Source organism: Nostoc sp. (assembly GCF_036919495.1).
Classification (GTDB): Bacteria; Cyanobacteriota; Cyanobacteriia; order Cyanobacteriales; family Nostocaceae; genus Nostoc.
This window is the reverse complement of record NZ_JBALBZ010000025.1, coordinates 1-13,890: the sequence shown is the minus strand read 5'-3', so window position 1 is coordinate 13,890 and position 13,890 is coordinate 1. Positions and strand designations below refer to the sequence as shown.

General features: G+C 42.4%; 15 protein-coding genes and 2 pseudogenes. 9 read left to right on the top strand and 8 right to left on the bottom strand.

Going from position 1 to position 13,890, the window contains the following annotated elements; genetic code table 11:
- The coding region (locus V7K25_RS02620; protein WP_335154798.1) for a hypothetical protein at nucleotides 1-435 on the top strand (435 nt) is incomplete at its 5' end.
- 98 nt (nucleotides 436-533) lie between these two features.
- On the opposite strand, the gene V7K25_RS02610 is transcribed toward V7K25_RS02620, so the two are convergent.
- From V7K25_RS02610 to V7K25_RS02600, 3 genes are read right to left on the bottom strand one after another with little or no spacing between them, the layout of a single operon-like run.
- Nucleotides 534-785, bottom strand: coding sequence for a hypothetical protein (locus V7K25_RS02610; protein ID WP_442948052.1), 252 nt, complete (start codon nucleotides 783-785; stop codon nucleotides 534-536).
- Nucleotides 786-845: 60 nt separating this feature from the next.
- Nucleotides 846-995 (bottom strand): hypothetical protein, encoded by a 150-nt coding sequence (locus V7K25_RS02605; RefSeq protein WP_335154796.1) that lies wholly within the window; start codon nucleotides 993-995, stop codon nucleotides 846-848.
- Nucleotides 985-2,346 carry a TrpB-like pyridoxal phosphate-dependent enzyme gene (locus V7K25_RS02600; RefSeq protein ID WP_335154794.1) on the bottom strand — a complete coding sequence of 454 codons (1,362 nt, stop codon included), beginning with the start codon at nucleotides 2,344-2,346 and terminating at the stop codon, nucleotides 985-987. The genes V7K25_RS02605 and V7K25_RS02600 overlap by 11 nt, the downstream gene beginning before the upstream one ends.
- 324 nt (nucleotides 2,347-2,670) lie before the next feature.
- Between V7K25_RS02600 and V7K25_RS02595 the strand changes: the two genes are divergently transcribed.
- Nucleotides 2,671-3,627: a class I SAM-dependent methyltransferase gene (locus V7K25_RS02595; RefSeq protein ID WP_335154792.1), complete on the top strand. Its 957-nt coding sequence runs from the start codon at nucleotides 2,671-2,673 to the stop codon at nucleotides 3,625-3,627.
- A 217-nt stretch (nucleotides 3,628-3,844) separates the two neighbouring features.
- Here V7K25_RS02595 and V7K25_RS02590 read toward each other — a convergent pair whose 3' ends face one another.
- Complete coding sequence (locus tag V7K25_RS02590; RefSeq protein ID WP_335154790.1) at nucleotides 3,845-4,096, bottom strand: dihydrofolate reductase family protein; 252 nt, start codon at nucleotides 4,094-4,096, stop codon at nucleotides 3,845-3,847.
- 54 nt (nucleotides 4,097-4,150) lie between these two features.
- Between V7K25_RS02590 and V7K25_RS02585 the strand changes: the two genes are divergently transcribed.
- The 5 genes and pseudogenes from V7K25_RS02585 (at nucleotide 4,151) to V7K25_RS02565 (ending at nucleotide 10,161) form a co-directional block, all read left to right on the top strand.
- Nucleotides 4,151-6,565: a molybdopterin-containing oxidoreductase family protein gene (locus V7K25_RS02585; protein WP_335154788.1), complete on the top strand. Its 2,415-nt coding sequence runs from the start codon at nucleotides 4,151-4,153 to the stop codon at nucleotides 6,563-6,565.
- A 288-nt stretch (nucleotides 6,566-6,853) separates the two neighbouring features.
- Nucleotides 6,854-7,168 (top strand): annotated as a pseudogene (locus tag V7K25_RS02580) (hypothetical protein); the annotation flags it as partial.
- A complete protein-coding gene (locus V7K25_RS02575; RefSeq protein WP_335154786.1) occupies nucleotides 7,168-8,289 on the top strand; it encodes a fatty acid desaturase in 1,122 nt (373 codons plus the stop codon). The pseudogene V7K25_RS02580 and the gene V7K25_RS02575, both read left to right, overlap by 1 nt.
- A gap of 4 nt (nucleotides 8,290-8,293) precedes the next feature.
- A pseudogene (locus tag V7K25_RS02570) lies at nucleotides 8,294-8,521 on the top strand (serine hydrolase); the annotation flags it as partial.
- Between the two features lie 767 nt (nucleotides 8,522-9,288).
- On the top strand, nucleotides 9,289-10,161 hold the full coding sequence (locus V7K25_RS02565; RefSeq protein WP_335154784.1) for a hypothetical protein: 873 nt from the start codon (nucleotides 9,289-9,291) through the stop codon (nucleotides 10,159-10,161).
- Between the two features lie 42 nt (nucleotides 10,162-10,203).
- Here the strand turns inward: V7K25_RS02565 and V7K25_RS02560 are convergent, their stop codons facing one another.
- From V7K25_RS02560 to V7K25_RS02545, 4 genes are all read right to left on the bottom strand, one after another.
- The gene (locus V7K25_RS02560; protein WP_335154782.1) at nucleotides 10,204-10,368 is read right to left on the bottom strand and encodes a hypothetical protein; all 165 of its coding nucleotides are present in this window, start codon (nucleotides 10,366-10,368) and stop codon (nucleotides 10,204-10,206) included.
- A gap of 59 nt (nucleotides 10,369-10,427) precedes the next feature.
- Complete coding sequence (locus tag V7K25_RS02555; protein ID WP_335154780.1) at nucleotides 10,428-10,574, bottom strand: hypothetical protein; 147 nt, start codon at nucleotides 10,572-10,574, stop codon at nucleotides 10,428-10,430.
- Between the two features lie 181 nt (nucleotides 10,575-10,755).
- Complete coding sequence (locus V7K25_RS02550; protein WP_335154778.1) at nucleotides 10,756-10,944, bottom strand: hypothetical protein; 189 nt, start codon at nucleotides 10,942-10,944, stop codon at nucleotides 10,756-10,758.
- Between the two features lie 136 nt (nucleotides 10,945-11,080).
- On the bottom strand, nucleotides 11,081-12,043 hold the full coding sequence (locus tag V7K25_RS02545; RefSeq protein ID WP_335154776.1) for a TauD/TfdA dioxygenase family protein: 963 nt from the start codon (nucleotides 12,041-12,043) through the stop codon (nucleotides 11,081-11,083).
- 522 nt (nucleotides 12,044-12,565) lie between these two features.
- Here V7K25_RS02545 and V7K25_RS02540 point away from each other — a divergent pair.
- Both V7K25_RS02540 and V7K25_RS02535 read left to right on the top strand, forming a co-directional pair.
- On the top strand, nucleotides 12,566-12,712 hold the full coding sequence (locus V7K25_RS02540) for a hypothetical protein (RefSeq protein WP_335154774.1): 147 nt from the start codon (nucleotides 12,566-12,568) through the stop codon (nucleotides 12,710-12,712).
- A 43-nt stretch (nucleotides 12,713-12,755) separates the two neighbouring features.
- Nucleotides 12,756-13,385: a Uma2 family endonuclease gene (locus tag V7K25_RS02535; RefSeq protein ID WP_335154772.1), complete on the top strand. Its 630-nt coding sequence runs from the start codon at nucleotides 12,756-12,758 to the stop codon at nucleotides 13,383-13,385.
- Nucleotides 13,386-13,890: the final 505 nt, after the last annotated feature.

Here is a 13,890-nt window from a genome sequence, read left to right as displayed (position 1 = left end):
TCAACATCTTTACTTTTTCCCCAAGCCGCTAAAGCTGATAGGGTTGTTTACTGTCATCCTGTTACTGAGAATAGGGTGATCAAAGAATCGGCGGCTGACCACCCCCATGCTTATGCAAATGGTTTTCGAGAAGGAGAACAAAGCGCTCGGAATAGAGTTGCTTATAAACCTCGGACTGTGGGAGGTGAATTTGCTCGTGGTTTTCAGGATGGTTATTTGAATCTACCTTATGCTGGGCAAGAGGAAGTTGTACCTAAAACAATTGTGCAACATACTACTCAGGTTTGTAATGAAGATGGTTATTACACTGTAGCGCCTGCTCCTGCTTACATCTACAACCCTTATGCCATCTATGGGTCGCCCTATCCTAGTTTTGGCATCAACTTCGGATTTGGAAGAGGGTTCCACAGATGGGGTCACTATCAAAGATGGTAGAGAGTGGTGAATTTCATCGGAGAAAGTTTCTGGGCGGGAGGATACTTTGTATTCACCCCCGGAAGGGACGAGGGAAAAATTCGACATCATATCTCAAATCAGGAACCTGTCAAAGAATTATGCCTTTGATATTCAATCCGTACTTGCTTAACGTCAAGCTCAGATTCTAAAAACAGGAGTTTTTCTACTTGCTGTAATCCCAAATTTTCAACCTGTTTGAGTTCCGAGTCTGATAATGGCCAAGGTGGGCCAGAGGGTTCAGCTTCTGTATCTCGAACACGAGTAATCAGCAAAAGTGTGCCACCAGGAGCAACAAGGGAAGCAACTGAGGAAATAACCCAAGAACGCACATTCAACGGCAAAGCTTGAATATTACGACATTCAAAAACAAAGTTAAAAGCTTGATGCCATTATGAGGGAATTGCTAACAAATCTGCAACTACATAGTAGACAGTTGAATCTGGAAATCGCTCTTGAGACCAAGTGATAGCTTGTTGGTTCAACTGTATGGTTGTTTCGAGCGTCACTAAGAAAAAGCGAATTGTTGGGTCACGAATCAACTACAGGTAATCCTGCCAGGGCCATTGCCACTTCTTCTGCACTATATTCAGTATCAACAAGCCGTCCAGCTTGATAATCGATATAAGCTTGCATATCAAAATGTCCATGACCGCAAAGATTAAACAGGATAGTTTTAGTAACATCTTCTTCTTTACAACGCAGAGCCTCGTCAATTGTTGCTTTGACAGCATGATTAGCTTCTGGTGCTGGTAAAATCCCTTCTGCACGGGCAAAAGTTAATCCAGCAGCAAAGCAAGCGAGTTGGGATTCAGCACGCGATTCAACTAATCCCAAATTCACAATATGGCTAACAAGGGGAGCCATACCGTGATAGCGCAAGCCTCCAGCATGAATTCCTTCGGGAACAAAGCTACTACCTAAAGTATGCATTTTGGTAAGTGGGGTTAAGTGGGCAGTATCACCAAAATCGTAAGCATATTTTCCACGAGTCAATGATGGACAAGCAGCAGGTTCGACAGCTATTACTTGTATATCTCGTTCTCCTCGCAGTTTAGCACCGAGAAATGGGAAGGCAATTCCGGCAAAGTTGCTACCGCCACCTGTGCAGCCAATAACAATATCAGGATAATCTCCTGCCATTTCTAATTGAGTCAATGCTTCTTGACCAATCACGGTTTGATGTAGCAGTACATGATTGAGAACACTACCTAAAGCATACTTAGTTTGTTCATCAGCAGCAGCTACTTCTACAGCTTCACTAATAGCAATCCCCAAACTGCCATTACTATTGGGATGTTGTGCAAGAATTTTACGTCCGGCTTGGGTTTGAGTACTTGGGCTAGCAACGACTCTCGCGCCGTAGGTTTCCATTAGAGCTAGGCGGTAAGGCTTTTGCTGATAGCTGACCTTTACCATATAAACTAAGACTTCTAAACCGAATAGCGCACCAGCAAAAGCTAGAGATGATCCCCACTGTCCGGCTCCCGTTTCAGTAGTTAGCTTTTTGACTCCAGCTTGTTTATTGTAGTATGCTTGGGCGATCGCAGTATTAGGTTTGTGGCTTCCAGAAGGGCTAACACCTTCATATTTGTAGTAAATTTTGGCAGGCGTATCTAAAGCTTGTTCTAAACGACGGGCACGATAAAGAGGAGTTGGTCGCCACTGGCAATAAATAGAGCGGACTGCATCTGGTATTTCAATCCATCTTTGTTGGCTAACTTCTTGCTCAATCAGTGCCAATGGAAACAAAGGTAATAATTCATCTGGTGTAATTGGCTTACCAGTACCAGGATTTAAAACTGGTGGTAAGGCTTGTGGCAAGTCAGCTTGGATGTTGTACCAAGCTTTTGGCATTTGGTTTTCAGTCAGAACGTATTTAATCGTGTCCATATAATTAGGTGATGCACAACAGTAAAATTGTACATTTACGATTCTTCAAGAAAAAAGTTAACTTTTATTGTTATCAAGCTTCATCCCAGCAATAGTAAAATCATTTGGTTGCATATTGGAGTCATAACCCGCATTTCTTACAAGCTTGATTAGGTGCAGGGGATAGTTTTTGTACAAGTCCTTTCCCCTCTGCACAAGCGCAGGCTTAATCGAGATGTGGTGACAAATCCGGGGGTAGAGCTGCGTCTACCCGTAAAAACAATCAAATTCGTGGACGAATATTGCTACTGATATAAGTTGAATGCTTTCTTATTAAACTCAAAAATGAACACAAAAACTAAGCCGGATTGGGCGGGGTCAGGATTGCTCTCAAAATTTGTTAACTTACTGATTCAAACCAGACCTATTTATAAGTTAATGAAGCACCAAGCAAGGCAAGTATTAATTAAAACTGCTGAGAAGAAAGGTATTCCCTGGAGAAAAAATTATGAAGAACTAGAAGCATCGGGGATAAAACAGCAGCTATCAACAATAATCAATTCTGGTATTGTTTACCCCGATTACTATCAAGTACCATTTCATGCCTACGAAGAAGGCAATCTTTGCTGGCAAGCAGCTTTTGAAGCTCCTAGTGCTACGTATTCAATGGCATTGCGGGTGTGGCCTAAAGAAAACCTAACTTGGTCATCTGCTCATGAAAGACTCAGAGAAAGTTTTCACAATGTTTTGGGAACTTATGTACCTCAACCAGTGCGGGATATACTAGATATAGGGTGTTCAGTGGGCATTTCAACTCTAACGCTACATCGTTACTATCAAAAAAAACAAGAGCAGTCTGTCTGCACTGTTGGTCTTGATTTATCCCCTTATATGCTCACTGTTGCCAAAAGTTTAGATAGAAATGGTGAGATATATAAATGGATACACGCTACAGCAGAAAATACAGGATTACTTGCTAATTCTTTTGACTTGGTAACTCTTCAGTTTGTCACCCATGAACTTCCGCATAATGCTAGCAAGGAAATTTTCACAGAAGCATTACGGTTGCTGCGCCCAGGTGGTTGTATTGCATTAGTAGATAACAATCCTAAATCTCCTGTAATTCAAAACCTTTCACCTATCCTCTTTACTTTAATGAAAAGTACAGAACCTTGGAGTGACGATTACTATAGTTTTGATATTGAAAGTGCGTTGTCACAAGTGGGCTTTGAGAAAGCAATTACAATTGCTAGCGATCCTCGTCATCGCACTATTATCAGCCAAAAACCAAAATTGGCGTAGACATTACTCAAAACATTGACTAGCCAAGATGAACCAAATACCTTTGACAATTCACCATTGGGTGCAGTTGTAAATCCGGTTTCTACCATGCAATATAAAACTGTCCTAGACGAAACCTTGAGCAGTTTTTGTTATAAGTAAATTGTATAGGGGACAATTAATTTTATCCCCAGTTTATCCATAGTAAGTGCCATTATTAATGCTCTTCACCTCATATTTATTCACGTTTTGGCTCGTAATTGAGAACAACAATTCCACAGTCAAATGATGTAGATTTTACTAATGTCAGATATTGTTTGTTATCAAGTTCTTTGAAAATTGTCATTCCGTCACCAATTACAATTGGATTAATGAATAAATGAAACTCGTCAATCAATCCTTGTTTGATTAGAGCCGATACAAAGGTTGCACCGCCATAAGCGATGATGTCTTTACCGTCTTGTTTTTTTAATTTAGTGGTTTTCTCCAAGGGGCGGCTATTAGTACAGCTGCTTTAAGTGCAGCAGAGTTACTAAAAAAAGAAGTGGCAGATGCTGCAAGTATTGGAGACGATCAGGCAATCCCTCTCCAAAGTACTGAATTTGATTTTATTCAGAAATCGGCTGCCCTAGAGCCAGACAAGATTGTAAATAGTGCTTGTCAATTCTGCAATTCTCTGTGCCGATTGAAAGTTCATCTCAAAGACGGACGCATCATAGATGTGTTAGGTGAAGCAAATGACCCAGTACAGGCTGGTGGGTTTTGTATCAAGGGGCCAATGATGACCCAGCTAGTCTACAATCGTTTTCGCTTGAAAAGCCCAATGAAGCGGGTTAGTGGAAACAAAGGTGACAGCAATTCTAAATTTGAGCCAATTTCTTGGGATGAAGCACTTTCAATTATAGCTAGCAAGTTTTTGGCACTCAGGGATGCAGGTGAAGCTAGAGCGATCGCGAACAAAACCTCTGGCAGACTCCCACGGGGAACAGGTTCTCTGGTCAGACGCTATTTCAGTATGCTGGGCAGTCCTAATAATACCGATGTTGGGCCTGTATGCAACGATGCAGGTGGCAATGCTTTGGCATGGACATTTGGCTTGGGTAATTTTACAAACGGTTACGGAATCGATGATGCGACTAAAAAAGAAGATTTGGGAAGTGCCAAATTCTTTCTGTTTTTAGGTACGAATCAAGCGGAAACACATCCTGTAACCTTTGCCTATCTTCTCAGAAGTCGTGTTCAGACCAAAGCCAAATTAGTAGTTATCGACCCGCGCTTGACTCCTACAGGAGCGCAAGCTGATGAGTGGATTGCACCGAAACCACACACTGACTTGGCTTTGGTTTTGGCAATGCTCTATCACATTGTGACTAACAATTTATACGATACTGGCTTTGTAAAACGATGGGTATTAGGTTTTGACGAACTGAAAAATCACCTAAAAAGCTTCAGCTACACACCAGAGTGGGCAGCCAAAGTGACGGATGTTCCAGCATCAAAAATTAGGTCGATAGCTGAGGCTTATGCCAAAACTAAGCCTGCTGCTATTTTCTGCAACGCTGGGATTTCTCATCAATTGGGGGCTTTTGACACTTACCGTTGTTTGACATTCCTAGCTGCAATAACAGGCAATATTGGTATTCCTGGTGGTGGTTGCAATTTTATGCACAATACCTGGCCAGGGGAATTGAATTTGCCAGATATTATTGGTAAAACACCTAACAAAGATATTGCACTACCAGTTGGACCAGATTATTTTGCGGAATCGATCATTTCAGGTGAACCTTATCAACTCAAAGCGATCGTTACTCAGGGGAATCCTCTGTTGGCTTGTTCAGACACAATTAAAGTACAACAGGCTTACCGCCAATTAGAATTTTATGTTTACACTGGATTGTTTATGGAAGAGTCAGCGTACTATGCTGATATTATTTTGCCCGTAACCAGTGGTTTTGAAATGGAAACCGTTTATATGCGGCGGGATGATCGAGCAATCCGTTGGCAAGAACAAGTGGTTACTCCGGTAGGTGAGTCCAAACCAGATTGGCATATCTGGATTGATTTAGCACACGCCACAGCGAAATTAGACAAACGCAATCCGCCTGAATACTGGAGGGACAACTTTCCTGATTCTTGGAAAGACTATCGTCAGCTGTGGGCAACTTTTCTAACGAATACTCCAGGAATGGGAGGTATGACCCAACAGAGACTATCTCAAAGAACAGAACCCCTGCGCTGGCCTTGCCCAACAGTAGAGCATCCCGGTGTCAGCACACTTTACCTAGATCATGCATCTTGGTATGAAGCCGCATCATCTCTTAATCCTAAGAATGTTGGTAAACGATTTCTCACCCCCAGTGGTAAGGTAGAAATTTATACTCCACAATTGCAAAGCCGACTAGCCGAGGCTGGACACTCTGCTCTACCAAGCTTCTATACCCATCCAGAGGTAACAGGTAAGCATCCTACCATTGAATACACATCTGAGTTGGTAAAAAATCCTGTAAATCCACAGGCCCTGACTCAAAACATTAAATTAGGAAAAATCACTTCTGGTGAGGTACATAAAGAGTACCCACTAATGGGAATGACTGGCAGACCAAGCGTAGTTCATTTCCACTCTATTACCCAGTGGACTTATACAGGTAAGCAAATGAATGGTGTTCGCCTGGTACAAATTCATCCAGAAGCCGCGAAAAAAGTAGGCATTAAAAATGGTGATGAAATTGTAGTTGAAAGTCCCAGAGGCTCAATCATTGGCACTGCATTAATTTGGTCAGGAATTCGAGAAGATACTATTTTTGTCCCTAACTGGTTCGGGTCTAGGCAGAAAATGGCAGAAGAGTTTGGAACTCCCTACTATGAGTCAGTTAATATCTTGATAGATAAACAATATTATGACAATCTTTCAGGACAGCAGGCATTTAAATGTTTTGCCTGCCGAGTCAAAAAAGCATAAGGATTATTCGTTCCAAGTGATAGCGTAGCGTAAAGCCAACTCTTAGAGAGGCTCCGCAACTGTGCGTTCGCGGTAGCTTGCAACTCCTGCGGAGTACGCTTAGTGCGAGTATTCGTTCGCTTTTAGCGTCTCGTAGAGAGCGTCTGCCTACGCCTACGCTTTAGAAGTCCAACTTTGACTCAAAGAATTTTTTGTCGGATTCAATAGTGCTATAAGCAAACATGAGTGTTAAAAGCTACTTAACTCAACATATCTGATTTACTCTGCTCTGTTATTTTTATAAAATTAAAACGAGATTCGCGATCGCTCACAATTGCCGTAGAAAGCGGTTCAGATAATTTACGGAGAATTATCAACAAAAAATTACATAATGATGAAATTATCCAAGCAGGGATCAATGCTAAAGGTGGTGGATTAACAAACTTGAAACTTTATGGAATGGTAGGAATTCCCGGTGAAGAACCAGAGGATATTGTATTACCTTGGAATCACTTGCAAAGACCTTTACCACAATCCATACTAATAAAGCATCTGGCTGATGCTACCAGTTATTTCAACTTACCCCAAAAAGAACTTCAGCCGCTAGGAGAAAGTTTTATTTAATGGAAACCGCAGTGAAAAAGTCGGATTTTGTCCTGAGTCCTTACATGAACAGCAGCGACTTGCGGGCAACTTATCAAATTCTGAATACGGTTGTGCCTTATGTGGTTTTATGGTTTTTAGCACACAAAGCAGCTGCTATTTGTTTTTGGTTGCTTGCGCCTACTATAGTTTTGATGACGCTGTTTTCAGCGCGTTGTTTTTCTTTAATGCATGATTGCGGACACTATTCACTCTTTCGTTCAAAAAAGGTTAATCAAATTATCGGTTTTATTCTGGGGGTGATCAACGCGATCCCTCAATATCCGTGGTCAAGAGGACATGCCTATCACCACAAAACCAACGGTGATTGGCAACGTTATCGCGGTCCTAGTGCATTACTCTCTACTGAGGAGTTTGCTCGCCTCAGTCCATCTGCCCAAAGGCGTTATGAATTACTGAGGCACCCATTCATGATCTTTCCGGGAGGTTTTTTCTATGTCGCGATTAAGCCAAGACTCGCCCTGATTGCCGGAACATATGATTTTATCACTCATCTACTGACTTGCTTACAGCAAGATCCTTTTATGGATTTATCTCGAATCATCTCCTCTCATAAGTCTAGAAATTGGTACACTGCGGCTGAATTTTGGCATCTGTTGTTCAATAACATTTGTGTAGTCAGCACCTGGATTTTTCTGGGGTATTTACTTGGATTTGGTTTTTTCGTGAGCGTTTACTCAATCACGCTAACTTGTGCTGCGGCAATCCTCATCTGCGTCTTCTTTGTTCAGCACAACTTTGATGGCTCTTACGCCCACAAAACTGAAGGGTGGGACTATCTCGAAGCAGCAATTAAGGGCAGCAGTTATCTGGAGTTCCCCACCGTTTTAAAGTGGTTTTCCGCCGATATCGGCTACCATAACATTCATCATCTTTGCGACAGAATCCCCAATTACAACCTCCAAGCTTGCCACAATCAAAATATTCACCTGCTTAGGAGTGCAAAAACGCTGCGAATGGTAGATATTCCTGATTGCTTCAAATACATTCTGTGGGATTGTCCCTCCAATCGCCTCACGTCGATAGCATCGTTTCGTCAAGCTGCACAATCCATCGACCTAGAGAGAGCCAACGAAGCGTAAAGCTTCTATGTTTGCTGGGGTAGTTCCTTTAGGTGAGGAAATACTACAACTAAAATCTCAAATTAATGCATTGATGGCTCGCTACAGTTTCCTCAAGCCAGGGATGTTTTTTGAGGATTTAGAAACGGGTAACTATTTGGATATTAGTGGCGACAAAGTATTTCCCGCCGCGAGTACGATTAAGTTCCCAATTCTGATTGCTTTATTTGAGAGAATAGACGCTGGTAAGCTGTTGCGCCTTTAATTTGCACTAATATTTTTTCAAGATGATTGTAGGGTGGGCATCCTGCCCGCCCTGATAATGCAAGTTATATACGTAACAGCTTACAGTCAAACTAAATGACACCGATAAAATATCGGGCATGGGTTGATTGTGGCTTTTGAGTTGTCGTTTGGGAAGACAATAACTCTACTACATCAGCCCTCTCTCTTCACCCTCTTATTTTGGCTAAGGTATTGTAGTTAAGCAATTTATTGCAGGCAGCGGCAGACACTCCGCTACGCTGCCTATTTGTTAAGAGTTGCTTGGATTGTGCCAATTGTGGTCTAATCTACTGATATTTTAGAGTTTTAATCAAGGAAGCAACCGCACCAATTACGATTGCGACACTTCTCATTGCGCCATTGCTCTACCACCTCCTCACTTACCCAGAAAGTAATACTGCCTCGTTGCTTTAGAGCTACATCATATTCTTTCCAGTTGCGAACTCTTTAGTTAGCTTTGGCTTTCGTATCCATGATCAAACTAGCCGCCCAATGGGGGTAAAATTTACCATTTTTCCCTATTCACGCAACAACGCCCTTATACTGAAAAAAATAAGTAATCAGACAAAATTAATTACATCCAAATTACCTTGAATTCGGCAAGAGCAGTTATCAAACTTCTTTTTCTGCTCATTTCCTATTGTCATCAATCAGGAAATACTGTGTGTAATTAATTGCCTCTAACTACTTGATATTTCTGTATTCCAGCTTATTGATGTCAGGATGGAGGGAATTATGAAAGGCTTTCATGGTAGTAGTCGTCGCCACTTTATTTGGTTGGCAAGCATGAGTTCAGCCGTAGCAGCATTCGGAGGTTTGGGCAGAAAGTCTCTAGCACAGCAGCCCTCTCTTGCCCCCAAACCTATTAATCCAAAGGTTTTACACCTCCCTCAAAATACTCAACTCCTTTTGAGAGATATTAAGTTAGCCAATCCGAATGATCCCACCGCGCTGTCTAAATCGAGAAAAATAGCACCGGAGGAACTCGAAGCAGCATTTACAAAGTTGAATGATGCATTCTTATTTGATCAATCTTCTGGAAAATTGACTAGAAACTCCGCTGTCCAGTTAAATGCAGATGAAGAAAAGACCGTGCAGCAACTCCTCGACGGTTATCAGCGTCGATTACAGGCAGGGGAAGTAAAATTGCGGCGCGGTTCAAACCGATTATTTATTCCACTGACTACTGAACCAGAAGAGGAACGGCGGGGAAGTGTGAAAGTAATCTCCCCAGACAGGGTTAAATCTGTGGAAAAACCATCTCAAACAATGCCTGTCCTCGTTCCAGAGTCCGATAACATTCATGCCATTCATGCTGACAATTATCTTCTAGCGGCCGGCTGTGGTTGGCAGTGGTGGAGAAGCTACCACTGGTGGGGAGTCCGAATCAGTTTCAATAAAACTGCAGTCAATTGGATAGCCAGTGGTGCTGCGGGAGCATCAGCTGTACTGGCTGCGATGGGAATTACTGGATGGCTAGCGGCGGTGGTTGGCGCACTAGCGGGAATTCTGAAAGCAATCTCTAATGAGAATGGAATCCGAATTTATGTGACTTGGGTGGGGGCTTCTTGGGCTACTCCCAAACCAACCTCTTCTGGTGGTTGTTAGCACAGGAATTAAAAGGTGCGGCCAAGCGTAAATTTAAAAGCTCTATTTATATGGGTTTTGGCTGCCAGTGCTGTTTAATTCCTTGCGCGGTTGTGGCATCTGTTCTTGAGTCAATCCATAGGATTTTGAGTATCCACCAAATGCTAATCGAGTCAACAGGTAATTTTCCCACTGACCTTTTTCACCCAGTTTTGCATCTTCTGACACAGCCTCTTTATTTTCGTTTAGCTAGTTTGCGATCGCTAAATCATGCCTTATTTCTGATACTATCCGGTATAATTGATTGCCGCATACTGCTCAAAAGTCAGAGTTGCTTCCCGGACATCAACTTGTTTTGGCACGATTTTTAATTGGTACAAAAGATCGGCAACCTGCTGTTGATCTCGCAGCACTTGCTTATTAATAGGTTGCATATCGTACTTTCGTCGAGATGATAGTTCGGTCGAATATTGACTGAACTTTCTTCAGGAGCAGCATTTGCAAGAGTGAGAACTAGGGGCGGCAGGTATTCTTCTGTTTCTCCTTTGCGGATATAAGCAGGTTGTTGAAGAATATCGCCAAAGTAATTGGCAAAGGCTAACAACTGATCGTCAGTTAATATTTGGTTTTTGAAGATGAGAAGATGGCGATGTCTACGACAAGCCGCTTCGCGTCTACGCGCCATGCCTGTTTGAGTTGCAGAATCACCTCTGGTTCCACAGAATTAACATCGAATCTGGTAATCACTGCACCAAAAGCCGCTTCGGTGGGTGTAATCTCAATCCGGCTTGCCGTGAGTGTCATAATTGGATCTCCTTAGATTTAGATTTAGGGCTATACACAGTCATGCAAAATCACCCTCGTTGCTTTACAAGGGGTTCATGTCTGCGTTCGTCAGTACTGAGTACTTTTTAATTTACTCAGCACTCATGACTCAGCTTTACGAAAGGACTGGTTGTGCTTCCTTAGACTCAGCTTTCTGCTTGAAAACGCTTGGTACTTCAGCGCTGAAAGCTTCACCTTGAACCACTTCTGAACGGGAACCATCAACCCCTACTGGAACATCGCCTGTGATGGTGGTGCGATAGAGGAGACGTTCGACATCCAAATGATCCAAATCTTGAGGAGCCAAATGTACGGTGGCGCGGTTGTCCCAGAAGGCGATATCACCGTTGTTCCAACGGAAACGGGTGGTGTAGGCAGGTTTGGTGACTTGGTTAAAGAACAACTCTAGCAACAGTCTGCTCTCTTCTGGTGACACATCAACAATGCGGGAGACGAAGCCAGGGTTTACGAACAAGGCACGCTCACCAGTCTCAGGATGAACTCTGACGACTGGGTGAATAGAAATCAGGGGATTGATAGCAATGCGATCGTCGAATTTGTTGTTGCGGGGTTGATAACCGCCTCCATTGAAGCGATGTTCCGCTTTTAATGTATCAGCTAGCGATCGCAGGGGTGCTGAGAGTCCCTCATAAGCGGCAACGAGATTACTCCACTGGGTGTCGCCACCGAAACTAGGGACATTAACTGCGCGTAAAATTGACGCTGCTGGTGGGTTAATCGCTGCCGTTACATCTGTGTGCCAAGGGCCGCCAGTGCGAAAACCATACTGCTGCTCATAAAGCTTACGGTCTACGGGTTTGATCTGGGGGAATCCCGGAACTGGTTCAGGCTCTCCCAAGGGATGGGCGAAAGTCACTTCGCCAAAACGAGATGTGAACTCGACCTGTGCAGCATGATCGATGTTCTGGCCACGGAAGAACAAGACTTTCCACTTCAATAGCGCTTTGCGAATTTCTTGGACTTGATCCTCAGAAAGAGAGCGGGAAAGGTCTACGCCGCCGATTTCTGCACCGATGAAACCAGCTACCTGTTTAACTTCTATATGTTTGTAGCCCATTAGGATTCTCCAGAGTTTGATCTATCGGGAGGTGTTCACACTCGCCTATTTCCTTCGGAATTTTGCCGATACTCTGCTAGCAAGATTCCAATGCTGGGAGTATAACTAAAATTATCATACACTATTCCGATAGATTTATCGTAGTATCTAGTTGCTAAATATAGCGCTTCTCTGTTGAGTGCAATACAGACCTAACACCCAGCCCCTTCCTTATAAGGGAAGGGGAGTAAGATTCAAAGCCTCTCTCCTTTTAGGCTACGGTGTACACACAAGTCTGAAATAGCTGAAAAACCCAAGGTTTTACCCCACCCTAACCCTCCCCTTATAAAGGGGATTGAACTAGATTTCCGGTTTCCCCCCAATATATCGGGGGGATTAAGGGGGGTAATTCGACTTGTGTGTACACCGTAGCCTTTTAGGAGAGAGGAATGGAAGTGAGGTCAAACTGTATTGCTTCCATTCGAGAACCGCTATAGTAGTTTCCTACGTTTTTGCAGGCCAATCCTCATATCTCATTAATCTTTGATTAATCTCTCAAAATTAAATAAACTTGTTTCAATTGACGTAGAAACGGCGATCGCTGGGGCTGAGATCGTTGTAGGCTATGGGTTACAGGGTTTACACGAGGACTCAGCCTTCAAAGGGAGCATCATCGCTTCGTTAGCATAATAAAAAGGATAAATGAACAGTAAAAATAAATCCAGTAACTTTTATGAGTCAAACACAATCGGAACTAAAGCTACTGACCTTCGATGAATTTATCGAATGGTATCCAGAAAACTCAGAAATACGTTACGAATTACATGATGGGGTGATTGTGGAGATGCCAAAGCCTAAAGGGGAGCATTCTGATTTGGCTGGTTTTTTGATTGAAGAATTACTGATCACAATTAGAGAGATAGGTAAGCGCGGTATCTGGACTATACCAAAAGAATCCATTATTAAACCATACCGAGAAAAATCAGGGTACGAACCGGATATTATTGTTTTAAATCAAGAAACTATTGATACCGAAACACGCTGGAAGAAGGAATCAGTTATCCATAATGCTAGTTCGGTCAAACTAATAGTTGAAGTAGTGTCAACCAACTGGCAGGATGATTATTACGATAAGCTTCGTGACTATGAAGCTATGGGTATACCTGAATATTGGATTGTAGATTATGCAGGTTTGGGTGGACGTGTATTTATTGGTAGCCCCAAAATTCCGACTATTTTTGTCTGTGAACTTATTGATGGTGAATATCAAATGACACCTTTTAGAGGAACAAACCTTATAGTGTCTCCTACTTTTTGTGAGTTCAATCTAACCGCACAACAAATTTTTGACTCGGTGATGTGAACTTTTTGAACTCCAAAAAATTGTCAATGCAAGATTTTTAACAGTTTCGTATTAATGAAAACCATTTCAAATCTTATAACGAAACATCAAGATGGTTATACCAATTCTGTATGAAGATGCACAGAATATTAAACGAACCGCCAAGTATGCCTTCGCGTCGGCGAAACCCAATACTGCTCGGTTAAGAGAAATGAGAGGTGAAATCAACAAAAACTTGTTCGCGTATTCTTTACGAGAACAAAGAGTTTTTATAATTGAACTTAAGTACTTTTCGTTTGGATCTCAATGTTAGGTTGCCAATAGAGAGGGGGTAAATGTGTCTAAAAATACTAGTGTTAGGATATCTGAGAAGCTTATAGTCTGAAAGTCATTCATAGCAGTATTTTCAGCCTATCTTGCCCCTGGTGACAGCTTCGCTGACACTGTTGGCGAAATATTGCTTAACAATTTTGGCAACGTAATATTGCACGAAAATTCTGATTACTTCCGCAGCGATAGGATAATT